General features: G+C 35.8%; 27 protein-coding genes. 16 read left to right on the plus strand and 11 right to left on the minus strand.

What is annotated here, in order from left to right:
- Nucleotides 1–1282 precede the first annotated feature (1282 nt).
- Complete coding sequence (locus tag FLACHUCJ7_RS01255) at nucleotides 1283–1675, minus strand: Fur family transcriptional regulator (RefSeq protein WP_180907616.1); 393 nt, start codon at nucleotides 1673–1675, stop codon at nucleotides 1283–1285.
- Between the two features lie 91 nt (nucleotides 1676–1766).
- Here FLACHUCJ7_RS01255 and FLACHUCJ7_RS01260 point away from each other — a divergent pair, with 91 nt between their 5' ends.
- The 16 genes from FLACHUCJ7_RS01260 to FLACHUCJ7_RS01335 all read left to right on the plus strand — a co-directional run bounded on the left by FLACHUCJ7_RS01260 (nucleotide 1767) and on the right by FLACHUCJ7_RS01335 (nucleotide 15300).
- A complete protein-coding gene (locus FLACHUCJ7_RS01260; RefSeq protein WP_180907617.1) occupies nucleotides 1767–2114 on the plus strand; it encodes a MerC domain-containing protein in 348 nt (115 codons plus the stop codon).
- Nucleotides 2115–2122: 8 nt separating this feature from the next.
- Complete coding sequence (locus FLACHUCJ7_RS01265) at nucleotides 2123–3076, plus strand: CobW family GTP-binding protein (RefSeq protein ID WP_180907618.1); 954 nt, start codon at nucleotides 2123–2125, stop codon at nucleotides 3074–3076.
- A 1-nt stretch (nucleotide 3077) separates the two neighbouring features.
- Nucleotides 3078–3608: a molybdopterin adenylyltransferase gene (gene mog, locus FLACHUCJ7_RS01270; RefSeq protein ID WP_180907619.1), complete on the plus strand. Its 531-nt coding sequence runs from the start codon at nucleotides 3078–3080 to the stop codon at nucleotides 3606–3608.
- Nucleotide 3609: 1 nt separating this feature from the next.
- A complete protein-coding gene (gene thrS / locus FLACHUCJ7_RS01275) occupies nucleotides 3610–5544 on the plus strand; it encodes a threonine--tRNA ligase (protein WP_180907620.1) in 1935 nt (644 codons plus the stop codon).
- On the plus strand, nucleotides 5545–6072 hold the full coding sequence (gene dcd, locus FLACHUCJ7_RS01280) for a dCTP deaminase (RefSeq protein WP_180907621.1): 528 nt from the start codon (nucleotides 5545–5547) through the stop codon (nucleotides 6070–6072).
- Nucleotides 6062–6466: a phosphoribosyl-AMP cyclohydrolase gene (locus tag FLACHUCJ7_RS01285; protein ID WP_219634038.1), complete on the plus strand. Its 405-nt coding sequence runs from the start codon at nucleotides 6062–6064 to the stop codon at nucleotides 6464–6466. The genes dcd and FLACHUCJ7_RS01285 overlap by 11 nt, the downstream gene beginning before the upstream one ends.
- The gene (gene folE, locus FLACHUCJ7_RS01290) at nucleotides 6463–7113 is read left to right on the plus strand and encodes a GTP cyclohydrolase I FolE (protein ID WP_180907622.1); all 651 of its coding nucleotides are present in this window, start codon (nucleotides 6463–6465) and stop codon (nucleotides 7111–7113) included. Before FLACHUCJ7_RS01285 ends, folE begins: the two co-directional genes overlap by 4 nt.
- On the plus strand, nucleotides 7114–7539 hold the full coding sequence (locus FLACHUCJ7_RS01295) for a Fur family transcriptional regulator (RefSeq protein ID WP_180907623.1): 426 nt from the start codon (nucleotides 7114–7116) through the stop codon (nucleotides 7537–7539).
- Nucleotides 7536–8291 carry a hypothetical protein gene (locus tag FLACHUCJ7_RS01300; protein ID WP_180907624.1) on the plus strand — a complete coding sequence of 252 codons (756 nt, stop codon included), beginning with the start codon at nucleotides 7536–7538 and terminating at the stop codon, nucleotides 8289–8291. The genes FLACHUCJ7_RS01295 and FLACHUCJ7_RS01300 overlap by 4 nt, the downstream gene beginning before the upstream one ends.
- A gap of 15 nt (nucleotides 8292–8306) precedes the next feature.
- Entirely contained in the window at nucleotides 8307–8786 is a 480-nt protein-coding gene (locus FLACHUCJ7_RS01305; protein ID WP_180907625.1) for a hypothetical protein, read from the plus strand.
- Nucleotides 8787–8804: 18 nt separating this feature from the next.
- Nucleotides 8805–9212, plus strand: a complete 408-nt coding sequence (locus FLACHUCJ7_RS01310; RefSeq protein ID WP_180907626.1) for a 6-carboxytetrahydropterin synthase — start codon at nucleotides 8805–8807, stop codon at nucleotides 9210–9212.
- A gap of 109 nt (nucleotides 9213–9321) precedes the next feature.
- Entirely contained in the window at nucleotides 9322–11481 is a 2160-nt protein-coding gene (locus tag FLACHUCJ7_RS01315) for a TonB-dependent receptor plug domain-containing protein (RefSeq protein ID WP_180907627.1), read from the plus strand.
- A gap of 20 nt (nucleotides 11482–11501) precedes the next feature.
- Complete coding sequence (locus tag FLACHUCJ7_RS01320) at nucleotides 11502–12707, plus strand: hypothetical protein (RefSeq protein WP_180907628.1); 1206 nt, start codon at nucleotides 11502–11504, stop codon at nucleotides 12705–12707.
- Nucleotides 12708–12719: 12 nt separating this feature from the next.
- Nucleotides 12720–13031 (plus strand): hypothetical protein, encoded by a 312-nt coding sequence (locus tag FLACHUCJ7_RS01325; RefSeq protein WP_180907629.1) that lies wholly within the window; start codon nucleotides 12720–12722, stop codon nucleotides 13029–13031.
- A gap of 5 nt (nucleotides 13032–13036) precedes the next feature.
- The gene (locus tag FLACHUCJ7_RS01330; RefSeq protein WP_180907630.1) at nucleotides 13037–14275 is read left to right on the plus strand and encodes a GTP-binding protein; all 1239 of its coding nucleotides are present in this window, start codon (nucleotides 13037–13039) and stop codon (nucleotides 14273–14275) included.
- A 113-nt stretch (nucleotides 14276–14388) separates the two neighbouring features.
- Nucleotides 14389–15300, plus strand: a complete 912-nt coding sequence (locus FLACHUCJ7_RS01335) for an NAD(P)/FAD-dependent oxidoreductase (RefSeq protein WP_180907631.1) — start codon at nucleotides 14389–14391, stop codon at nucleotides 15298–15300.
- A gap of 270 nt (nucleotides 15301–15570) precedes the next feature.
- Here the strand turns inward: FLACHUCJ7_RS01335 and FLACHUCJ7_RS01340 are convergent, their stop codons facing one another.
- The 10 genes from FLACHUCJ7_RS01340 to FLACHUCJ7_RS01385 form a co-directional block, all read right to left on the minus strand.
- Nucleotides 15571–16164: a nucleotidyltransferase family protein gene (locus FLACHUCJ7_RS01340; RefSeq protein ID WP_180907632.1), complete on the minus strand. Its 594-nt coding sequence runs from the start codon at nucleotides 16162–16164 to the stop codon at nucleotides 15571–15573.
- 18 nt (nucleotides 16165–16182) lie between these two features.
- A complete protein-coding gene (locus FLACHUCJ7_RS01345; protein WP_180907633.1) occupies nucleotides 16183–17190 on the minus strand; it encodes an XdhC family protein in 1008 nt (335 codons plus the stop codon).
- A gap of 47 nt (nucleotides 17191–17237) precedes the next feature.
- A complete protein-coding gene (locus FLACHUCJ7_RS01350; RefSeq protein ID WP_180907634.1) occupies nucleotides 17238–17852 on the minus strand; it encodes a hypothetical protein in 615 nt (204 codons plus the stop codon).
- A 33-nt stretch (nucleotides 17853–17885) separates the two neighbouring features.
- The gene (locus FLACHUCJ7_RS01355) at nucleotides 17886–19985 is read right to left on the minus strand and encodes a xanthine dehydrogenase family protein molybdopterin-binding subunit (RefSeq protein ID WP_219634039.1); all 2100 of its coding nucleotides are present in this window, start codon (nucleotides 19983–19985) and stop codon (nucleotides 17886–17888) included.
- 2 nt (nucleotides 19986–19987) lie between these two features.
- Nucleotides 19988–20452: a (2Fe-2S)-binding protein gene (locus tag FLACHUCJ7_RS01360; RefSeq protein ID WP_180907635.1), complete on the minus strand. Its 465-nt coding sequence runs from the start codon at nucleotides 20450–20452 to the stop codon at nucleotides 19988–19990.
- A gap of 629 nt (nucleotides 20453–21081) precedes the next feature.
- On the minus strand, nucleotides 21082–22122 hold the full coding sequence (locus FLACHUCJ7_RS01365) for an alpha/beta hydrolase (RefSeq protein ID WP_180907636.1): 1041 nt from the start codon (nucleotides 22120–22122) through the stop codon (nucleotides 21082–21084).
- 90 nt (nucleotides 22123–22212) lie between these two features.
- Nucleotides 22213–22959: an SDR family oxidoreductase gene (locus tag FLACHUCJ7_RS01370; protein WP_180907637.1), complete on the minus strand. Its 747-nt coding sequence runs from the start codon at nucleotides 22957–22959 to the stop codon at nucleotides 22213–22215.
- A 34-nt stretch (nucleotides 22960–22993) separates the two neighbouring features.
- Nucleotides 22994–24247 carry a PQQ-dependent sugar dehydrogenase gene (locus FLACHUCJ7_RS01375; RefSeq protein ID WP_180907638.1) on the minus strand — a complete coding sequence of 418 codons (1254 nt, stop codon included), beginning with the start codon at nucleotides 24245–24247 and terminating at the stop codon, nucleotides 22994–22996.
- Nucleotides 24248–24292: 45 nt separating this feature from the next.
- The gene (locus FLACHUCJ7_RS01380; RefSeq protein WP_230408776.1) at nucleotides 24293–24700 is read right to left on the minus strand and encodes a cupin domain-containing protein; all 408 of its coding nucleotides are present in this window, start codon (nucleotides 24698–24700) and stop codon (nucleotides 24293–24295) included.
- A gap of 96 nt (nucleotides 24701–24796) precedes the next feature.
- Complete coding sequence (locus FLACHUCJ7_RS01385; RefSeq protein WP_180907640.1) at nucleotides 24797–25294, minus strand: cyclophilin-like fold protein; 498 nt, start codon at nucleotides 25292–25294, stop codon at nucleotides 24797–24799.
- Between the last annotated feature and the right edge of the window lie 9 nt (nucleotides 25295–25303).

A 25303-nucleotide genomic window follows, 5' to 3' on the forward strand; every position in this document is an offset into this window, starting at 1 on the left:
TATTACTCTTATTCTTTTGCCTTAACATCTCTGTTAAAGCGGCTGTCAATTCAATATGTCTACGAACGTAATATTTATTATTCTTTTCGCCTATCGTTTATCTCTCAAAGCGGGTGCAAAAGTAAAACTTCTTTTTGTTTCTCGCAAGAAAAATTTAAAAATTTTTGAAACTTTTTTTTCGTTTCCTTTTTCTAATTTTCCTTCCAATACCTCAATAAACTTTCCGTGTTTTGCGGGGTGCAAATGTAAAAAGAATTTTCAAATCTCACAAGCTTTTTTGAATCTTTTTTTTTTAGAAAATTTCTTTTCCTTTAAATTCGTTTGCCTGTCAGTATTTCGATGAACGCCTTCGCTGTTGCGGGTGCAAAAGTACAACCTTTATCCACTTTACCAAGCCTTTTTATTATAAAATTTCAACCTTTTTTTATTCTTTTTCTTAACTGTCTGGTAACGCAAAACTTACGATTTACAGTTTCTTATTTTTGTTAGGAATTTTCTGTATTATTCATATTTACCTCAATTCTTTTATTTCATGATAAGCCGTTTTTATTGACTTCACAACACAAAAGATCCTTTTCCGAGAATTTTGCAATATAGCTCTTCAAGTCTTTTTTACAGATTTTCATCGCTAAACTTGCCTTTTTTTACTTTACTTCCTAGAGGTCTTCAGTCCAAAAGCGGTTTTTAAAGTACTTCATAATTTCGTAAAGACACAAAAAATCCCTTTACGTTATGTATATTAAGAAGAAATTCTGCTAAAAACCGATGCCATAGCCCCGATAGAAACGAAAATCCTTTTGCTTTTTTCCTTTAAAAAGATTAGAAAAGACTAAAGCAGCTATTTAATAGCAGTTTACAAGATTTAAAAACACTATCGGTAACGATTTAGTAATGGTGATAATTGCATTCATTTTCAATCAAATTCCTTGTAAATCAATGGTAAATCTACAAAAAAACAGGAAAGTATTTAAAATATATAACTTGTTTTTCACCTATTTTAAGATTAACACCTTCTCTTTATTCACCAAAAAAATTTATGTTATTTATTTCTTACGCCTTAGTTTAAAATTAGGCGTAATGAAAGTTGGGTAAATTAATTGTCTAGATTTTGTATGTAGCTGGCTGACTGGGGAATTTATATTGGAGTTATTGATATTTAAAAGAGCCCTGTCCAAAAATTGATATAAATTGTTTTTTTGTTTCTTCAGTACGGCTTTATGTTCTTTAAAAGTAGACAAGAGAATATTGTAATTACAACTAAACTGTTTTTTGAAATTAAATACTAATTGTTTCTATTACAATTCGGACACAAACCCGATAGTGTAAAATTAACTTCTTTTACCAAATAATTATCTGGAATAGTATAAGATGGTTCTACTGAATCCAAGCAGGTTACCGAAAGACATTTTTCACAACTAAAATGTACGTGATTATGAGTATGTTGATGATTGTCGTGATTGTGGTGGCAACTTGCATATTTAACTGTTCCGTCTGGAGTGGCAATTTTGTGAATGACATCTTCCGTAACTAAACGATCCAAAATCCTATAAATAGTCACTCTATCACATACATCCCCTATTCTTTTTTGAATTTCAGCATGCGACAACGCTACGTTTGAAAGAGTTATCAATTCTAAAACTGCAGCTTTTGCTATGGTATTTCTAGTTGTTTTCATTTTCTTTAAAAAATAATAACGCAACATTGTTGCGTTTATTGAAATACAAGTATATTTGCAACAAAATTGCATTAAACAAATATACACGAAAATGAAGAAACAATCAATAGTAGTTTTAGATATTTTAGGAATCTCGAGTGCCAGTTTATGTTTGGTTCATTGCTTATTATTCCCAATTTTAAGCATTATTCCGTTTGGTTTTTCAGACACACATTGGATAGACATTTTTTTTGCCTGTATTGGAATGTTTGTCGTTTCAAAAATAGTGATGGGCAAAACGGCCAAAAAAGTAAAACTCATTCTCACTGCATCCATAACCGCTATAATAATTGGAGTTGTTTTAGAAATTATTTGGAAAATCAATACCCAAATGATTCTAATTGGAGGTGTCGGAATGATAATCGGACATCTATTGAACTATAAATTGCATTCGAAATAAGAGGTCAAATGGAAAATCCAAAAAAAATAAACGTGTACATCCTAACAGGATTTCTTGGTTCTGGAAAAACAACGGTGTTGAATAATTTGTTAAGTCAATTTGCCAACGAAAAAAACGTAGTCATAGAAAACGAATTTGGCAAAATCAATATTGATGCAACACTTGTAAACGGAACATTCGAATCGGTTTATGAACTCACAAACGGTTGTATATGCTGTTCGATGAACAACCAATTACTAGAAACCCTAACCCGAATTCATACTTTAGAAACCCCACCTGACAACTTGTTTATAGAAACCACAGGTATTGCCGATGCAGGCGAAATAGCAGCCAATTTTACAGCTCTTTTTGTAGCAGAAGCATTTGATTTAAAGAAAATCATAACCGTTGTCGATGCTGAAAATGTACTTTTTTATAAAGATTCGAATGCCGAAGTGCAAAAGCAAATTGTCGCAGCAGATGTAGTGGTTATCAATAAATTTGAATTGATTACAACCGAAATTTTGATGAATATAAAAGACTTTATACAATCGATAAATCCGTATTCGAATATTATTTTATCCAAAGACGGTTGGTTAGACCGAATGATTTTAGCAACAGAAAATTGTCAAAAAACGTTCACTCCCAGCACTATTTATAAATCTGAAAGTACCCATAAAATCAAAACAATGCTCTTTGAAACAGACGATGTATTTGATGTTCAAAAACTAAAATACGAACTTTTTAGGCATCTGTATTTGTACTACCATCAAATTTATAGAATAAAAGGCTATGTTTTAACCAAAGAAAATCAGGTGGTTTTAGTACAGACAGTAGGGAAATCAGTCGTGATAGAACTAGCCACTAATCAGGATAAAATTAAGGGTCAGTTGGTTTTTATAGGAAAAGAATTAGAATTAAAGACCATAGAACGCATCCTTAAACCTGCAGTTGCTAAAATAGATAAACTTCAATTGGTGTAAAATGAAAAATATAAAAATTGGAATTCTTACCATATCTGACCGAGCTAGTCAAGGAATTTATGAAGACGTATCGGGTCAGGAAATTAGAAAAGTGGTGGATAATTACACCAATGACAGTTGTGATTTTGCTTATTGTGTTATTCCAGATGAAGAAAATTTGATTCTCGAAAAATTAATTCATTTATCGGATATTGAACATTGCAGTCTGATTTTCACCACTGGCGGAACGGGTCCTGCCTTGCGAGATGTAACCCCCGAAGCCACCGAAAAAGCCTGCCAAAAAATGCTTCCCGGTTTTGGAGAACTAATGCGAACAGAAAGTTTAAAACAAGTTCCCACCGCCATATTATCCAGACAAACGGCAGGAATAAGAAACCAAACTTTAATTGTCAATCTTCCTGGAAAACCTAGTGCAATTGAAACCTGCTTAAAAGCCATTTTTCCAGCCATTCCCTATTGTATCGATTTGCTCGAAGGGCCATTTATGATATGCAATCCAGAAAATATTCAAATTTTTAGACCCAAAAAATAGTATGACTACTTTATTCCTACCTTCTAATACAGAAAAAACATTCGATCAAGAAACGGTCACTTTGCTCGATGTTGCCCAATCTATAAGTAATTCTTTAGCCAAAGAAGTACTTGTAGCCAATGCAAACGGACAAATCATAGACGTAAATACCACCATCGAAAATAATTCAAAAGTCGAATTACTGACTTGGAAAGACGACGAAGGCAAAAATGCTTTTTGGCACACCACCGCTCATTTGCTTGGAGCAGCTTTGCAAGAATTATTTCCAGGCATACAACTCGGGACTGGTCCAGCCATAGAAAACGGTTTTTATTATGATGTTGATTTTGGCGAATATAAATTTACCGATGCCGATTTTATCAAAGTCGAAAATAAAATTCTCGAATTAGCCCAAAACAAATCAGAAAACATTAGAAGAGAAGTTTCAAAAACGGTGGCTACTGCTTTTTTTACCCAACATTACAACCAATATAAATTAGAATTAATCGAAGGTTTGCCCGACGGAACGATTACGTTTTACGAAACAGGAAATTTTACCGATTTGTGTGCTGGGCCACATATCCCGAATACATCTTTTATCAAAGCCGTAAAACTTACTGCCATCGCTGGTGCTTATTGGCGTGCCAACGAAAAAAACAAAATGCTGACTCGTGTGTATGGAATTTCATTTCCGAAAAAAGCAGAATTGGATCAGTATCTCGAAGCATTAGAAAAAGCAAAACAGAGAGATCATCGAAAGTTAGGCAAGGAATTAGAACTCTTTTATTTTGATGAAGAAGTCGGAATGGGTTTGCCGTTGTGGGCTCCAAAAGGCGAAGCTTTACGACAAAACTTAATTGGTTTTCTCAAAAAAATTCAAATGCGAGCCGGTTATCAGCACGTGGCTAGTCCGCATATTGGTAAAAAGGAATTGTATATTACTTCAGGACATTATGCCAAATACGGTCAGGATGCTTTTCAGCCTATAAAAACACCAGCCGAAAATGAGGAATTTTTCTTGAAACCAATGAACTGTCCGCATCATTGCAAAATATACGCTACCAAACCCCGAAGCTATAAAGAAATGCCCATAAAATATGCTGAATTTGGTACGGTATATCGTTACGAACAAAGTGGCGAATTGCACGGATTGACTCGGGTTCGAGGATTTACGCAAGACGATGCACATATTTATTGCCGACCAGACCAACTCAAAGACGAGTTTTTGAAAGTGGTCGATTTAGTAAATCTGGTGTATGGGAAATTAGGCTTTACCGATTTTCAAACCCAAATTTCGTTGCGGGATTCCGTAAACAAAGAGAAATATTTAGGCACAGACGAAATGTGGAATTTAGCCGAAAACGCCATTATAGAAGCAACCCAAGAGCGTGGAATGAAAACCACAACCAAAGAGGGCGAAGCGGCTTTTTATGGTCCAAAACTAGATTTTATCGTTCGTGATGCCATTGGTAGAAAATGGCAAATTGGTACTATTCAAGTGGATTATATGATGCCTGAAAATTTTGATTTGACTTATACTGGAACCGATAATACTTTGCATAGACCCGTAATGATTCATCGGGCATTGTTTGGTTCTATGGAACGATTTATTGCTCTTTTAATCGAACATACCGGAGGTAATTTCCCTATTTGGCTCGCACCAACTAAAGTAATTCTGTTGCCAATTGCCTCCAAATACATTGCTTATTGTCAAGAAATTGCCAATCAAATCAACGAGGAATTCGATTTGCAGATTGAAGTGGATGAACGTGACGAAAAAATTGGACGTAAAATCCGAGATGCCGAAACACAAAAAATCCCCTATATGCTTATTGTGGGCGAAAAAGAGAGTCAGGAAAACAAAGTTTCTATCCGAGTACACGGCGAAGGAGATAAAGGAGCCGTTATGATTTTGGAATTTATGGAGAATTTTAGAAAAGAACTTAAAATAATATAAATGATTTTAAGCGGAAAAGAAATAGAAAAAAAACTCGGAACGGATATTTCGATTGAACCATTCGATGCCAAACAGCTCAATCCTAATAGTTATAATTTGAGATTGCACGAAGAATTGTTGGTCTATGACAATGCTATTTTAGATATGAAAATAGAGAACAAAGCATCAGGGATTACCATTCCAAAATCGGGCTTGTTGCTAGAACCCAACAAACTGTATTTAGGTAGAACTGTAGAATACACCAAAACCCACAATTATGTGCCAATGCTAGAAGGCAGAAGCAGTATTGGGCGTTTGGGAATGTTCATACACGTTACGGCAGGTTTTGGCGATGTGGGTTTTGAGGGCTATTGGACGCTCGAAATCTTCGTCATTCAGCCCCTGATTATTTATCCCAACATTGAAATTTGCCAAATTTATTACCACGCTATCGATGGCGAATTTGAAACTTATACCAGCGGTAAATATCAAAAAAACGATAGCATTCAACCGAGTTATTTATTTAAAGATTTTGAAAATGAAAATTGATAAAAGCGAATTAGAAGAAACTAAAAACCTGCACTTACAATTTGACAAACGAGGTGGTTTGCTTCCTGTTGCCGTTCAGGAAACGCAAACAGGACAATTATTAATGTTGGCTTCGGTAAACAAAGAGGCTTTTGAAATTACAATAAAAACTCGAAAAGCGACTTTCTGGAGCACCTCTAAAAACGAAATCTGGACTAAAGGACACACCTCGGGAAATACCTTATTGATAGACGAAATCCTTGTTGATTGTGATCAAGATGCCATTATTTATAAAGTTACACTTGAAAACGGTGGCGTTTGCCATACGTATAACGCTCAAGGTGAAAATAGAAAAGCCTGTTTTTACCGAAAATTAAATATAGAAAAGAATCAATTATATTTTTTAGAAAAATGAAAAATCACAAAAAAGCAGATGCTTTTGGCGACAACCACATTGGTACATCTGTAGAAACCCCTTTGCGTAGCAATGCTTTTGACAAAACAGATGACGAGAAAATAGAAGCCATATCGTTTCATTACCAAAAAATAATGGAAGAATTAGGCTTGGACTTGACCGATGACAGCTTGAGCGGTACGCCTTATCGAGTGGCAAAAATGTATGTAAAAGAACTTTTTTCGGGCTTAGACCCCAAAAATAAACCCAAAATATCCATTTTCGATAATAAATATGACTACAACAAAATGCTGATTGAAAGCGATATCACTTTTAATTCTTCTTGCGAGCATCATTTTTTACCCATAATTGGCAAGGCGCACATTGGTTACATTTCGTCGGGCAAAGTGATTGGATTATCAAAAATGAACCGGATTGTGCAATATTTTGGGCGAAGACCCCAAGTACAGGAACGAATGACGATGCAAATTTTTAACGAATTGAAAACGGCTCTCCAAACCGATGATGTAATTGTGGTAGTCGAAGCCGAGCACTTGTGTGTTTCTACTCGCGGTGTAAACGACAAATCCAGTAAAACCACAACGCTGGAATTTGGCGGACAATTTGGCGATACTCAAATTAGAAATGATTTTTTTAAAATGATATAAATGACACAAAAAGCCACTACAATTCTAAAAGAAAACGGACTCAAAATAACCCAAAATAGATTGGATGTTTTGACTGTTTTTCTAGGTTCTGAAAAGGCTTTTACGTTATCGGATTTAGAAAAAATATTTGACTATCAACACGATCGGTCCAGCATTTTTAGAAGCTTGCAAACCTATTCTGAAAAAGGGATTTTAGAAAAATTCTGCAACGCATCTGGCACAGCAATTTACACGTTAAATCTTAATAATCCTGATTGCAATGGCAAATCTCATTTTAAATGCAAGGATTGTGAAACTGTAGTTTCGCTACCCAATTTACCTGAAGAGTACCTTCAAGTATTGGGTAAAAACAAAATGGAAACAATGAATTTATTAATTGAAGGGACTTGCGAGAATTGTCAAAATAAAAACCCCGAATCACGATGAACCAATTTGTATTAAAGGAATACCCGAATGCTGAAACAGGCGAAAATGTAACCAATAAATACTTGGATTTTTTAGAAAAAGAGTATCAATCCGACCTCTCAAAAATGCTCTTTGCCACTTCGCTTTGTTCGGATGATGTGAATGTTTCTACCGATTTTAGAAAAGTGTTGGCACGCCCTTTTTCTATGGGTGGTTTGGGTGGTTTGCCGTATTCTGGACTTACAGGAATGGTAGCCTTTGCTCATCATATTCCAGATGGTGGCGATGCGTTTGTTTTTTATGGTCCACATATTGGTATTTCTGATACTGGAATACTTGGCGAAATGAGACGAACAGGACAACGCAAACTAACCAATAGTTGTGGTGCATTAATGCTTGGACTGGAACGATTGCAACAACAAAACGAAGTCTATGTACCGATCAATTCCGAATTAGATTATCAGCAAATATTGTTGGAACGTACCGTAATGCCTTATAAACAAAGAATTATAGAGGCACAGAATCCAAAAAAAGAGATAACGGAAGTTTTCTATGAAGAAATTCATAAAAAAATACAGTTGCTGGTCAAAATATCTAAAAAAGAGTTTTCGTGTAAACGTATTTTTTTATTGGGAGGTATCATCATCAATACTTCTCCAGAGTTTAATGATATGGTAGATGTGCGGAATTTTCAGGTTGTAAATACTAATGAATTAGAAGACAAACCTTTTGATATTTCCATTCTGGAAACACCTGCTTTTAAAGATTTATAATAAATAAAAACAGTAATGCAAAAAACAGCCTATCTAAATCCCGAAGAAATTCAACTCGTGAAACTCTTTAATTCTAAAAATAAAATTGTTTCTATTTTCTATTATTATTGGATAAACATTTCAAATCCTGACGAACATTATAGTTTTATAGATGTTATTGAATTTGTTTTTGACGACAATAAGTCTTTATTTTTTAAGCTCAACGAAGATGATTCTGGAATTGGAATTACCACTGAATTTGAATTTGAAAAATATAAAAAAAGCTTGCAAACCGAATTTCTACAACAAATAAGACTTCAAAAAGTGGAAGCTACTACATTAGAAATCTGGGAATCAGCTTTGATAACTGCTTTTCAACAAATAACATTTATTGAAGAAAAAGGAAATTATTTGAATGTGATGTTTTGTATTGAATTCAAAAATCAAAAAATAGAACTCCATTTTCATCCAGTAGAAGGATTGGTTGTGAGCGAATATGATGAAATTTCAGAATAAAACCTAACAAAACGAGCAATGAAAACCACCATTTGTAGAGAGGCACATTTTAATGCCTGCCATAGAATGCACAATCCCAATTGGTCTGACCAAAAAAATAAAGAAATATTTGGAATATGCAACAACGCCAATTATCACGGACATAACTTTAGGCTTATTGTAAAAATAACAGGAGAAATTAATCCAGAAACGGGGTATGTTATGGATATGAAAGTCTTGGGAACTATTATAAAAAATGAAATCGAAGACCGTTTTGACCATAAAAACCTCAACCTTGATTGTCCCGAATTCAAAGACAAAATAGCCTCTACCGAAAATTTTGCTTGGGTTATTTATGGGATTTTAAAACCACTGCTTCCGAAAGAACATCTTTTGGCAATTATACTTTATGAAACGGATAAAAATTATGTGGAAGTTGGGGAGTAACAGTAATTTATGATGGTTTTTTAAATAAATTATTAATGCAATTTTGTTGCGTTAATGAAAATAAAACTATATTTGCAACATTATTGCGTTAATGATTTGCAAAATTACTATGAAAACCATACTTATCTTCCTATTACTACTATTACCAATTGGATTATCCGCCCAAAACAAACCAACGGAACCTTCCAAAAAAGACTCGGAAACAAAAACCAATGAACTCCAAGAGGTAAAAATCATTAGCCTTACCGAAGAGCAAAAAGAAGTACTGAAAGTAAAAAACAATATCAATCCAGTAACCATAATTACAGCTAAACAGCTCGAAAATAGAGCCGGAAACTTAAACGAAGTTTTAGCCCGACAAGCTGGAGTGCAAGTACGATCCAGTGGTGGTTTAGGTAGTGAAGCCAGAATTTCTATTCGGGGTCTAGAAGGAAAAAGAGTTCAGGTGTTCATTGATGGTAATGCGTTGAATACACCCGATGGAAGTTTTGGAATCAACGATTTGCCTGTTCAGGTAATCGAAAGAATCGAAATTTACAAAGGTTCTGTTCCTGCTTATTTAGGTGGAGACGGATTGGGAAGTGCCGTAAATGTCGTTACCAGACACAGGGACATGAGCTATATTGATGCCAATATTTCACGTCAATCCTATAACACAGAATCTATGGGATTAATTCTAAAAAAAACATTCTACAAACAAGGAATTGAAATTGGTGGAGGAATTTTTAGTACCAAAAGTGATAACGATTATAGCTTTTTGTCGCCCTATCAACCAGACTTAATAATTAAAAGAGATCACGATAAATTTAAGTCGGTTTTAGGTGGGCTGTCAATTCGGTTTCATAAGCTTTGGTTTGACGAAATAGAAATAGAAACTGCTTTTGTCAATAATGACAAACAAATACAAGGCATTCAAAAGAATATACAAAAAGCCGAAAGCGAGAGCAACGCTAAAGTATTGGCTTTGACTTTGGTCAAAAAACGTTTTTTTTATGACAAACTAAACTTTAGATTTTCGCTACTCTTGGGCGATTTCAATGCTAAATTCAAAGACTTATCATTTTACAGTTACAATTGGGATGGTTCTCGCACCCCTAGTACTTTGGGACAGGGCGAATTGGGAATTGGCCCTAATTTATCGACAAGTATTCAAAAAGAAATTCGACAACGTTTGAATTTGGATTATGCGATAAACGAAAAATTCAATCTTAATTTAAACAGCGCTTTCAGATACGGAAGTTTTGATCCAAAGGATGATGTGGGGAATGCCTATGCGGGTAAAAACCTATTTAATTATCCCGCTAATTTAACCAACTCGGTTACAGGACTTACTTTTGACAGCAATTTTTTCAACAATAAATTACTGTTTTCAACGGCTGGAAAATATTACAGTAATTACATAGAAGGCTACAATACTAGTATTTACTTGACTGATACTCCTGATAAAATAAGCAACAATACGGGAATTTTCGGGTATAATTTTGGTTTTAGATACCGTTTTTCTGAAAGTTTTCTTGTAAAGGCAAGCCACGAAAAAGGAGTACGCTTGCCTAATAATGCCGAGTTTTTTGGAGATGGAATATTAATCACGCCAGCCATTTTCTTAAAACCAGAAGTAGCCTACAATAGTTCTTTAGGATTGATTTTTGACAAAACATATCGAAATGAAAAACGCCTGCAAATAGATGTAAACGGTTTTTATATGAATGTGGAAGAACTCATTCAGCTATCAGGCAACGGACTTTCATTAGGCTATGTCAATTTTGCAAAAGCTAGAATTGTCGGAGCAGATATGGATATAAAAGCCGATATAACCAAGACCCTTTTTGCCAGTTGCAATGCAACCTACCAAATTCTGACTGATACCAATGAGTTTATTCCAGCAACTCAAAACGTCCCCAACCCTACTTATAATTTAAAAATACCCAACACACCACAATTATTTGCCAATTGGAATTTGGAATTTCATAAAGACAATTGGCTGTGCAAAAACAGTAAAACAAGAATTATTTACGATGGCAGTTTTACCGACGAATTTAATTATGGTTTCAAAATAAGCATTTATGACAATTTTGTAATTCCCGCTTACGTAAGTCATACACTCTCTTTTGAGCAGTCTTTTCAAGACAATAGATACACTGTTTCTGCCGAAGTAAATAATCTAACAGACCAAGAAATTCTTAATAATTATAATCTGCCTTTGCCTGGCAGAACATTCCGTATCAAGCTTCGATACTTATTTTTATCCAAAAACAAACACCATCATTAATCAATTTAAACCTCACTACAATGAAAAAAAATGCTCTCAAAATTATAGGAATGTTATCTTTAGCAATACTCCTAAATGCTTGTTCCAAAGATGACAAAATAGATACTTCAAACACAGTTGGTTTTGATAAGCTACTATTAGTCAATAACATTACCAGTACCAACCCTGTAATTGGTTATGTAAGTACGTTGAAAGACTTGAGTGTCACTAATCAAACCAATGCCAAAGGAAGACAAACAGCCCAATATCCGTTTGTAACTTTAAACGGGAATGATGTTTTTGTAATCCCAAATAAAGGAGGCGATATTCTAAAAAAATTCACGCGCCAAAATGATGGCACTTTGTCTGAAAGTGGCAGTATCACTTTGCCAGCATCATCACAATCCATAAGTGTTGTGATAGAAAGTGCTGTAAAAGGCTATTGTTCTTTACAAAATTTAGGCAAAATACTGGTGTTCAACCCATCGACTATGGCAATTATTAGTTATATTGATTTGACCAGTTATGCGCTTGGCGGAGACGGAAGTCCAGACCCAAGTATAATGGCACTTCGAAATGGCAAATTGTATGTAGCCTGCGTACAAACCTCAAACGGCTATACCAGCGATTATCCCGCACAGGTTTTGATTATTGATGTAGCCAATGCTAATGCAATAACTTCTACAACCGATTCCAGAACTACTTGGGCAGGAAGTATTGACGAACAAAGTTCGATGTTTTTTACAGAAAACGGAGACTTATATCTATTTTGTGTGGCTTCGTATGGTTTTGGTGGTCCAACTCAAAAGTGTGGTTTTTTGAGAATCAAAAGCGGACAAACCACATTCGATTCGACTTACTTTTTTAACGTAGCCGATTATTCTGTTACAGGAATTCCGAATAACAAAGTAGATTATTTACAACATATGCAGTACGATAAAAACGGAATTGTATATAGTACCGGAAACATTTATGCTCTTGCAAGCAATCCGCCAAACTATGTTACTGATAGAACTATGGGTTCGTTCAAAGTGGATTTAATTAACAAAACAATTACAAAAATTAACCTGCCGTATTCTAATGGCTATTCCGCATCAGTTGCTCTTTTTGAAAACAAAGTGCTTTGGGGATTGGCAACAACAACTGGAGTTGGGCTTTATACTTACGATCCTGCAACAAATACAGCATCTGCAAATCCGGTTGTAAATACGCAAGGAGATACCAGCTTGATAAAAGTGTTTAACTAAATACGACAAGGAATGAAAACGCTCCTAATTCTCTTAATCACATTAAACGTATTTGCAACACCCAATCAAGATGTTCCAAAAGACATCATCAGAATAATGAAATCTGGCAATGGTCGATCTATCGAAACCGCTTTTGAAGTTTATACGGTCGAAGAAGAATACAAAATGCTTCGGTTCTTGAAATTGACTCCAATTATACAAAAGCTTGATATAAAGGATGGTGTTTTTTATGATAGTTTCAAAATAGATTCCAGAACGATTTATTTTAAAGTGTTGTCAAAATCCAAAAAGATAAGTCCGAAAACGCATCAAATTAATACTTAAAATCAATGAAAAAACTACCCGTTACCGTACTATCAGGATTTCTGGGAGCAGGAAAAACTACCTTGCTCAATCACATTCTGCACAACAAAGAAGGATTGAAAGTTGCTGTAATTGTAAACGATATGAGCGAAGTCAATATTGATGCTCAATTGGTTAAAAATGAAATGACCCTTTCCCGTACCGAAGAAAAATTGGTCGAAATGAGTAATGGTTGTATTTGCTGTACTCTTCGGGAAGATTTGATGATTGAAGTGGAGAAACTCGCCAAAGAAAACCGTTTTGATTATTTATTAATCGAAAGTACAGGCATCAGCGAACCGATTCCTGTGGCACAAACTTTTACGTTTGTAAACGAAGACGAAAATATCGATTTATCTCGTTTTAGTTACATTGATACGATGGTTACGGTGGTCGATTCTTTTAACTTTTTTAAAGATTTTGGTTCTGCCAAAACGCTGGAAGATATAAAAGCGACCAATATCGAAAATGATAATAGAACCATTGTAAACCTTTTAGTCGATCAGGTCGAATTTGCCAACGTGATTATTCTAAATAAAACCGATTTAGTTACCCAAAGCCAATTAGAAACCCTAAAAGCTTCTATCCACAAACTGAATCCTGTAGCCAAAATCATTTGTTCAGAATTAGGAAAAGTCAATCCAAACCAAATTATAAATACCGGATTGTTCAATTACGAAGAAGCCGAAAATTCTGCAGGCTGGATCAGGGAACTCGAAGGAATTCATACACCCGAAACCGAAGAATACGGCATTAGCTCATTTGTTTTTAGAAACGAAAAACCTTTTCATCCCCAACGATTTTGGGATTTTATTTCAAACGATTTCCCACCAACCATCATCCGTAGCAAAGGTTTGTTTTGGATGGCATCACGCCCCGAACAAGCTATCAACTGGAGTCAGGCGGGCGGATCTATGAAAGCCGAAAGTGCGGGCGTTTGGTGGGCAAGTATGCCTTTAAGCGAACGTGAAAACTTTAATAATTTTGTTCAAAACCAAGAAATTATCGAAGAACGATGGACACTGGATTATGGCGATAGATTGAACGAACTGGTATTTATTGGGATTTCATTTAACGAAAATGAAGTACGCCAACAATTAGAAAATTGCCTTTGTACCGCCGATGAAATTATGGATTTACAGGATGGTTTTTTCTCCAACAAAGACCCTTTTCCTATCCCGAGAGCTAACGCATTGCAAGGAGAAATCGCTTTTTTGAACGATTAGTTACAATGGAAAAACGGACTAACACAAGAAGAACGTTTATCAAAAAAAGTAGTCTGGCTTTAACCACTTTAATTTTACCATTCCCTTTGACATCCTTTATAAAATTTAATGCTATGACAAAGAAAAATAATTTTGACGCAATAATAATTGGAGGAAGCTACGCAGGACTTTCGGCAGGAATGGCTTTGGGACGAGCATTGCGGAATGTTTTAATTATTGACAGCGGAAAACCCTGTAATAGTCAAACACCGCACTCCCATAATTTTTTAACCCAAGACGGAAAAACACCAAAAGAAATTTCGAATCTAGCAAAGGAACAGGTTTTAAAATACAAAACCATACAATTTTATGATGGACTTGCAGTAAGTGGTAGTAAAACTGAAACAGGTTTTGAAATAAAAACCCAATCGGGCGAGAAATTCAGAGCACAGAAATTGATTTTTGCAACTGGACTTAAAGATATAATGCCAAGCATTAAAGGCTTTTCGGATTGTTGGGGCATTTCTATTATTCATTGTCCGTACTGCCACGGTTACGAATATAGCAATGACAAAACGGGTATTCTTGCCAACGGTGATATGGCTTTTGAAATGGGAAAATTGATTAATAATTGGACAAAAGACTTGACCATTTTTACCAACGGAAAATCAACATTGACTGAAGAGCAATTAGAAAAATTGGCAAAACATAAAATCAAAGTTGTAGAAAATGAAATCGACAGTTTTGAACACAATAAAGGGCAAATTGAAAATATTCATTTCAAAGATGGTTCTAAAACGACTATCAAGGCATTATATGCAAGACCAGCTTTCTATCAACATTGCACAATTCCTGAACAATTAGGTTGTGAATTGACCGAACAGAATTATATAAAAATAGACCTTTTTCAGAAAACAACACAACACGGCATTTTTGCTTGCGGAGACAATACAACACCTATGCGGTCAGTAGCAAATGCTGTAGCAATGGGGACTTTGTCTGGAGTAATGGTTAACAGAGAATTAACCGAGGAAGAATTTGGCTAAAATTACTTCGATGATAGAAATAATTCGCCTAATGGACGAACGAAATACTATTACCAACCAACGAAGATTAATTTCTACTATCAGCAATACAATCGAAAAACGCTATTAAGAATTTGCTATACAATATACAACGATTTCTGTACCACTTTATTACTCCTTTTTTAGAAATTACCAAAGAAACCTTGAGCAGAATTAGGAAGCAAGCTGTAGGAATCAATTTTAAAACCTATAAATTAAGAAAAGATATATCAACTGTTTCTAACTACATTACTAAACATTTTTATGCAAAGCTTCATACGCTTCAAAAGTATCGATATCAGCTGTGTTGTCTTGGCAAACAATTTCTTTGATGTAATTCTTATTTCTGTTGATAATCTGTTTCGCTCCTTCGTCATTGGACAACAACATAAGTTCACTAAAGAATTTCCTTGGAAATAGAACTGGTACGCCACTATAATCCTCTTTTCTAGTAATGATAATCGATTTTTTGTCTGTTAAATGAAGTTTAATCATTGCATTCAAATGAATACTACTAATAAATGGCTGATCGGCTAATACCAACAACGCAGCATTTACATCTGAATATTTGTTGTCTATTTCTGTAATTACAGTGGCAATAGAACTTCCCAATCCTTGTTGCCAGTTGGTATTAATAAGTATGGTTGTTTTTGATAGATTTATTTTTTCTATAATTTCATTGCTGTAGGCTCCTAAAACAACAAAGATTTTATTGGCATCAACTGCCAAGACATTTTTTACTACATTGCCTAATAAAGTCGAATTGCTCCAGGGCAATAACTGTTTGGACTTTCCTAATCTTTTGGCATTGCCAGCCGCTAAAACTACTACAGCAATTTTATCCATTACTATTGAATTTTGGTTTTAGGAATGTATCGCACTATTCTTGTATTTTAAAGACATCGGTTCTTCTTTTCGTATGACTGAAAGTATTTCGGCAATAATACTGATAGCTATTTCTTGAGGCGTTTCTGCTCCAATACTAATGCCCGATGGACCAAAAGCAACGTCTAATAATCCTTCATTAAAGGATTCCGTATATTCAAAAAATTCGTTTAACAATTGATTTCTTCTCTTAACAGGCCCAAGTAGTCCAAGATAAGCAGGTTGCATATTTTTCAATTCGATAAGAAATTTCAAATCGTTTACATAACTATGTGTCATTAAAACAACTGCAGTATCTGTATCTATAGAAAGAGAACTTATTTCTTCAGCTGATAAATGAACCACTTGAGTTGCTCCGGGAAAATTAGCTTCAGTTTTATAATCTTTTGCAGAGGCTACAATAGTAACTTCCCAACCCGTTAAAAAAGCAAAATGACACAATTGAACGGCATCATGTTCTGATCCAATAATAATTAAATGAAAGCGAGGCTTCAGCAATTGCGTATAACTAGGCAAGGATTGATCCAATTGAATATTGAAAAAACTAAACTTATTTCCTTCAAAATGAAATACAGAACCTAATCCAGAATGATTCCCTGCTGTCTTGGTATAAAAAGATTCAATTTCTAATGATTGTCTTTGCTGCTCAACATAATTTAAAGCTTGCCAAACAGCAGCATCAGGAGAAAAAGGTTCCAAAAGAATGTATAAAACTCCTTCACAACCCAGACGGTATCGACCGTCATAAACCATGATTTTTGCTTTATTATCTAAAAATACAGATTGAGATTGTTTAAGGATTTCGTTTTCAACACAGCCACCGCTAACGGCTCCCACCATTGTATTATTTTCGAATAGTAGCATTCGAACACCCGGTCTTCTGTAGGATGAGCCTTCAATAGCAACAACGGTTGCCATAACACTTTTTAATCCCATAGCTTGGGCTAAAATGTAAGATTCTTTTAATTTTAACAATTCGTGCATCATATAAAAAACTTAAAAATATTTATATTATTGCTTATCATTAAATAACATCATTGAGCAGGTGCATAAGCACCTGTTTGCAACCATGTAATCCAAGCTTTTTTAAATTGTTCATAGGTCAAAGGAGGAACAGTTCTTCCTTCCCCCGGATTCCAACCTCCTCTTACCAAACCATCATCTGCGTGGGCAATAAGCATTTTTATGTCTTTATGTCCGTTAAGTTCTGGGGTAACCAATTGCTTGGCCAAGTCGTGAGCTGTTCTTCCCTCAAATACCATTTTCATATCAGCGGGTGGTAAATGCCAATTTGGATTTCCTGGCGGTGTATGCAATCCTGTACTATTTGATTGCTGATGACAATTAGCACATTTCATTGTATATAAGCCTTTTCCATCTTTTCCTCTTTTGGGTTGCATGCTGTGAACAATACTATTATCTCCCTGAAGTGGAATATCACCTTTTGGATGACAATTAACACAACGAGGACTCACAAGTACTTTATAAACCTGTTTGAAAGCCTCTACAGAGGCTACACTGTCTTTTTTTATCGGACTAATGATTATATATTCCTTTTCTGTTACCCGATCTAACGAAACAGAAAATGCTAATCCAAGGGTTGAAACGAGTATTAGGGCAATCAATATGAATTTAGTTTTTGTCGACATAGGTGTTTTTATTTTGAACTTATAAATCAATTATCAAAGCTGGTCTGCAAATGGCAACCTGCGAAGTCTCTTACCAGTGGCAGCAAAAATCGCATTGCCCAAAGCAGCCGCTACTGGTGGCAAGGCTGGCTCACCCAATCCTGTTGGGGCTTCATCAGATTCTACAAATTGCACTTCAATGTCTAAAGGAGCATTATACATACGAAGAAAATTGTAGGTATTAAAATTGGTTTCTTGTACGGCTCCATCGACAAAAGTAACTTTTGGAAACATTGCGTGGTTGATACCATCTACAATAGCACCCTGAATTTGATTTTCGGCACCACTCAAATTGATAACCCTACCACAATGCACTGCACAATATACTTTTGTTACTCTTGGTTTTCCATCTTCTAATTTTACTTCAACCACTTGAGCGGCATACGATCCAAATGAGAACCATGTAGCAAAGCCCCTATAAATACCGGCAGGTGTAGTACCCCAGTTACTCATTTTAGCAACCAACTCTACCACAGCCTTATACTTGGTTGGGTCATAACCTACTCGTCCTACTGGTGTATCTTTTGCTTTTTTGAAGAAATCCAAACGAAATGCCACAGGGTCTTTTTTCAATTCTACGCATACTTCGTCAAAAAAACTTTCAGCTACATACGCCATTGTACACGCACCGGGCGCACGCCACCAACCTGTAGGTGTATTACTTGTAAATCCTTGACTATCCGATTTGTAATTTACCAATGCACCTGCCAAATAACTATCCCCTCTAATACCACGTCCGATGCCGACTGCCGACTGATGCCATGCCAAAAGTTCATTTTCGGTAAGTGCTGCACGATAACGATACATTTCTGCAGGGCGATAAAAATCATTTTGCATATCATCTTCACGAGTCCACTGAACCTGAACAGGACTTTTGGCTGCTGCCGAAATCAAAGCGGCTTCCACACCATTATCTGTCATTAGCTTGCGACCAAAACCACCTCCTTGCCTTGGCACTCCTACTGTTATATTATCTTTGCTTATACCTAATTTTTCAGCTACATCATTCCTCAATTGTTCTGGAACTTGGGTTGGCCCATACAATTCTACTTTTCCATCTCGAACATCAGCAAAAAAATTGAGTGGTTCCATTTGGCAGTGTGAAAGGGTAGGTATTTCATAGTAAGCATCTAGTATTTTTGTTGCTTTTTGTTTTGCAATTTCTACATCGCCATCATTTCTGCCTGCGGTGGTTGTTCCCTTTTCCAAAATTTCTTTGAACCCAGCAAAATGGTCGGATGAATTCTCCAGTTTTTCGGTAGCGTTCCATTGAATAACCAAAGCATCTCTCCCTTTCTTCGCTGCCCAAGTAGATGTAGCTAAAACGGCTACTGAATTTTTTAGTTTAATTATATTTTTAACGCCATTTACTTTGCGAGCCGCTGTATCATCTACATTGTCCAATGTTTTTCCATAAGCTGGGGAACGAGCCACCATAGCAAATAACATTCCGGCTCTACGAGTGTCTATACCAAAAAGTGGTTTACCGGTAACTATACTATGTGAATCAACATCATTAATTCGAGTGCCAATGTATTTAAAATCTTTTGGGTCTTTTAAAGTGGGATTGACTGGTACTTCCATTGTGGCAGCTTTTGAAGATAATTCGCCATAGCTTAATTTTTTCCCAGAACTTTTATTAACAACCATTCCGTCTTCGGCGATACAATCTGCTGCTGACACATTCCATGTTTGGGCAGCTGCATTTACAAACATTTCACGAGCAGCTGCACCCATTTTACGCAAATCATTAAATCTTCCTCTAATAGCACCGCTACCACCTGCTACTTGCCTTCCATACCTGTTGTCTAAAGATGCCAACTCTACTTCTATTTTTTTCCAATCTACACCCAATTCTTCAGCGATTATGACTGGCAATGAAGTTTTTACTCCTTGACCAATTTCTGGGTTAGGTGCCATCAGTACAATTGTGCCGTCAGGTTTTATTTTTATATAGATATTAGGCATATAATCAGCTAATACAGTTGGAGCAGCATTTGCATCAAAACTAGGAAACACCAAACCGAGAAGTATACCACCACCTGTGATAGCTGAAACTTTTAAAAAATTTCTACGAGAATTTATAGATTCCATAACTATTTGTTATTTATTTTTTTTGCTGCCAAATGAATCGCTTTTCTAATCCTTACTTGTGTGCCACATCTACAAATATTTGTCATTGCTTCGTCTATTTGCTCATCAGTGGGGATGGGAGTGCTTTTAAGCAAAGCGGCAGCGGTCATTAATTGCCCCGATTGGCAATAGCCACATTGCGAAACATCAAGTTCTTCCCAAGCTTGTTGAAGTGGATGATTCCCATCTTCACTAAATCCTTCTATGGTTACAACTTTTCTTTTACCTACTGCCGAAACAGGTAAAACGCAAGAACGCATAGCCTCTCCGTCGAGATCTATGGTACATGCACCACATTGAGCCACACCACAACCAAATTTGGTGCCTACCAAATTTAGATTATCTCGGAGAACCCATAATAAAGGGGTATCGGCATCGGCTTCCACCGACATCATTTTACCGTTGATGGAAAGAGAGTATTTTGCCATATTATTTAAAAATTTATTTTTATTGATAACACAAATATATCGTTAAAATTGCCCAATTATTTTTATTTTAACCCATTTTTTTTGCAAATTAAATAATTCTATAAGAATGACCTCCTCGTATAAATACACAATTTACTACCTGCCATTTTTTTGTTCCTATCTTCAATAACTTGTTCGCCAGAATACAAGTCAACCAAGGCGTGTTCAGGCGTGGAATGAATAGACTTTTTAATTAAAAATGTTTGTCATTAATTCAAAACTTTTCCTTAAACCCCTTCGGGCTAGTTACTACTTCTTTTTTAGATATTACCAAAGAAGCCTTGAGTAGAATTAGAAAACAAGCCATAAAATAGTTTTAAAATGATAAAAACCATTGATGGATTGTCGAGGGCGCTGAAAAAGTCCTTATAATACGGAAAATGAGATTTTATAAAAAAGAGCGAAACTGCTACAGTTTCGCTCTTTTTTGATTATTATAAACACTTGTAGTCTAACAAAATCAAAGCCGACTAAAAAAGAAAAATAAATAAAATTAAAGCCTTATTTCATTGCTTTTTTAGCTGTTTTTTGGAAATGGGGACTTTTTCAGTGCCCTCGGATTGTCAACGGTTTTTTTTGTGATTTTGCTTTTATTTTAAATTCTCTTTAAAGAAAACTTCTATTTTTGCAAAAGGAATTATATCCACTTTGTCATACAAATCGGTATGGACAGCATTTGGAATAATTAGTAGTTCTTTTGGTTCTGCCGCATTTTCGTAGGCTGTTTCGCTAAAATATCTTGAGTGTGCTTTCTCGCCTACAATAATCAAAACGGGTCTAGGCGAAATTTCTTTGATGTAGGTTAAGATTGGCATATTCATAAACGCTAAAGGCGTAGTTGCAGTCCAAGAATTTCCCGAGTTTACAGAACGTTTATGGAATCCTCTTTCTGTGCGATAATAATCGTAATATTCTTTTAAAAATTGTGGTTCATCTCCTTTCAATGCTTTATTGCCTTCTGGTCCATAAGCAAATGTTCCATTTTCTGCATCTTTCCAACGTTGTTGCCCTAATTGTTCAAGCATTTTTGTGCGTTGCTCTAAAGTTACGGAATCATTATATCCTTTAGACATTACTCGGGTCATATCATACATAGTAGCAGTTGCAACGGCTTTTATACGTTTGTCAACCGCAGTTGCGTTTAATGCAAAACCGCCAAAACCACAGATTCCGATAATACCAATTTTATTTCTATCCACATTTTTTTGAATTCCTAAAAAATCTACTGCCGCACTAAAATCTTCGGTATTGATTTCTGGCGAAGCCAAATTTCGAGGTTCGCCGCTGCTTTCGCCTGTATAAGATGGATCGAATGCCACAACTGCAAAACCACGTTCTGCCATTTGGTTGGCATACAAACCTGACGATTGTTCTTTTACGGCACCAAAAGGTCCGCTGATTGCCAAAGCTGCTATTTTTTGATTTCCTACATTTTTTGGAAGATATAAATCTCCACTTAATGTAATTCCGTAACGGTTTTTGAATGATACTTTTTGACGGGTTACTTTATCACTTAATTGAAAAGTGTAATGCTCTGTTGTGTTCATTTTTTTAAAATTTTCTTTTTTGTTTTGTGCCAATAATTGTCCTGTTATCAGAAACAATATTGCAATTGCGAATGCTTTTTTCATTTTATTTTGATTTTTAATTAAAAACTGTTTATCTCTTACCGCTTCGTTTCAATTTAACATACCTTTTTCAGTATTTGGAACGAAAGTAAATTAAAGTTCCTGCGCTGTTGGACGGAAGATAATTTCATTAATATCTACATCTTCAGGCTGGCTGATTGCGAAAGCAACCACCCGTGCAAAACTGTCTGGACTAATCCCTACTTCTCCCACATAATCTTTGTTCGCCTGTTGAATATCTGCTTCGGATATATGTTCCAGCAACTCTGTTTTAACAGCACCAGGACACACAATTGTGGTACGGATATTATAAGGTTTCAACTCCATACGTAAACCTTCGGTCAATGCCCGAACGGCATATTTTGTTGCTGAATAAACTGCAGAACCGTAAAATACTTTATGACCAGCCACCGACGAAGTATTGATAATCTGACCAAACTTTTGCGCTGTCATATAAGGGAGAACAGCGGCAATACCATTGAGTACGCCTTTTATGTTAACATCTATCATCGTATTCCACTCGTCAACATTAATTCGATCCATTGGGGACAAAGGCATTATACCTGCATTGTTAATTATGACATCTACACGTCCAAATTGTTGAACAGCTGTATCAACCATTTTTTTTACCTGCTCCAGATTTGTTACATCCACGGTTACTGCAAGTGCTTTTCCTCCAGTTTCCTGAATATCTTTTGCTAGTTTTTCAATTTTTTCGGCTCTTCTTGCACCAAGTACCACAGTTGCACCAAGTTCTGCCAGATGTTTCGCCGCCACTTCGCCCATTCCACTGCTTGCTCCTGTAATGATTACTACTTTGTCTTTGATATTATTTTTCATCTCTACATTTTCTATTTGATTCTTTTCTTTTTTACTATCTGCCTATTCTATACAATCTGCCACCATCAGTAATGGCATACAAAGCCTCATCAGCACCTTGTGTAATATCTCTAAAACGTTGATTTTGGTTTGCCAGTAATCTTTCTTCTCCGGTTACACGGTTGTTTTCGATTACCAATCTTACGATATGCTGTCCGCTCAAAGCACCAATGAAGAGATTATTTTGCCATTCGGGCACTCGGCTACCTCTAAAAAAAGTCATACCACTCGGCGAAATTACTGGATCCCAATAATAAACAGGTTGTTCCATTCCGGTTTGTTGCTGGATACCTGAACCAATAGTTTGACCTCCATATTCTATACCGTAAGTAATTGTTGGCCAACCATAATTAAACCCTGCTTGTACGCGGTTTATTTCATCGCCACCACGTGGTCCGTGTTCGCTTTGCCACAATTCTCCTGTAGTGGGATGTATTGCCAAACCTTGTGGATTTCTATGTCCAATGCTGTATAATTCTGGTAAGGCTCCGCCTCCTGCAAAAGTTGGATTTCCTGATGCAGGTGTTCCGTTGGTAGTAATTCTAACTATTTTTCCCAAAGCGGCTGAAACTGACTGTGACAATGGTCGGGTTGTAATACCAGAACGCTCACCTGTACTCACTAAAAGATTTCCTGAAGCATCAAAAAGTATTCGACCTCCATAATGTGCCGTGCTATTTGCTGCGGGAATAGCGCGATAAATGACGCTTACGTTTTCTAAACTTGTTTCATTATCTGATAATCTGCCTTTGGCAACTGAAGTTACTGTACCACCTGTTACATTTTCAGAAAACACCCAATAAATCATTCTATTTAATGAAAACTGCGGGTCGATACACAAACCCAATAATCCGCCTTGACCAGAAGCATTTACCGAAGAAATTCCAGTGATAGCAGTACTTACAACTCCAGAACTGGTAACAATTCGCATTGTCCCTCCTTTTTCTGTGATAATAAAACGCCCATCTGGAAGATTAGCAATTCCCCAAGGCGCATTCAAAGTACTGGTAAGTATAGTGGTGCTATATGCTGTGGTGGTAACAACAGAATTTACTCTTGTTTGACCCACAAATGCTGACGGATAATTTGTATTTGCCGAATTGGTTTCTACTGGTGTTCCTGCATTTGGGTTTCCCGTAGTTGGATTTTCTGGCTCTGGAGTTGTTCCGTTAGTGTCATCTCCTTTTGAGCATCCCACAAAGCTGAATAGAACAATGGCAATAAGATGTAATTTGATATAAGTTTTCATAAAAACATTTTTAGTTTGATTAATAGTAGAAAAAACGTATGTTTTCTATTTAGGATATTGTTCATCGGTTACTGCCTCTTTCCATTCCACAATACCTTTATCAGTATTGGGAATTATATACAATTGATGTAAACCCACATCGGAACTTGCTCCGTGCCAATGTTTTACGTTTGGCGGACATTTTATAACATCCCCTTTTTTAATAATTTCAATTTCTTTTCCTTCTATTTGATGATAACCAAGACCGTCTGTAATAATTAAGATTTGACCAGCAGGATGACTGTGCCAATTACTTCTTGCCTCAGGTTCGAAATAAACATTGCCAACCAATGTATTGTAAACACTATCTGCATCTACTAAAGCAGTAGGATACGCATTGCCTGTAAAAAAATCCTTTGAACCTTTTTCGCCTTTCGGGAAAATAGCGTTCAATTCTTGTTTTGTATTTTCCATTGTTTCTTGATTTTTATTGTTGCACGATAGCATTAGCAATGAGGTAAATGCTAATAACAACATTGTTTTATAATTACTTTTCATAGTGTTTTATTTTTATTGTTTTTCAAATTTTACAGTTACATTTCCTGAACCTAAAGCCGTAACAAGTCCTGTAGGGTTATCGATATATCCGAGATTGGTGTAGCTGTATGCCGTGTTGAAATTTTTATAAAAAAGCACCAATACATTGTTTCCGTAAAGTGTTAAGTCGCCCACTTTTATATCGCCTCCAACTGAAGCATTTGTTGGAAGTGGACTAGGAAAGTCGTAGTACTTTTCATTTCCATTCAATTCTGTCATATCGATAGTAAGTGGGAGCCTTGTGTTGAATGCTGCTGCACTTGGGTTGTCATACAACGTTGCTGTAAAAACTGCTGTGCCAATAGTTATCTTCATTTTGGTAGTTGAAGTGTTATTATTTCCGTTGCCAGTTGTATCGTTTCCATTGTTTGGGGTTGGAGTTGATACATCATCATCATTACTACAACTTGCAGCACAAAAAGAAAAAGCAAAAACAACAACTATGACTGTTATTAAAGATTTCAATTTCATAATTATCTC

Origin of the sequence: Flavobacterium salmonis, assembly GCF_903819435.1 — a bacterium.
Taxonomy (GTDB): domain Bacteria; phylum Bacteroidota; class Bacteroidia; order Flavobacteriales; family Flavobacteriaceae; genus Flavobacterium; species Flavobacterium chungangense.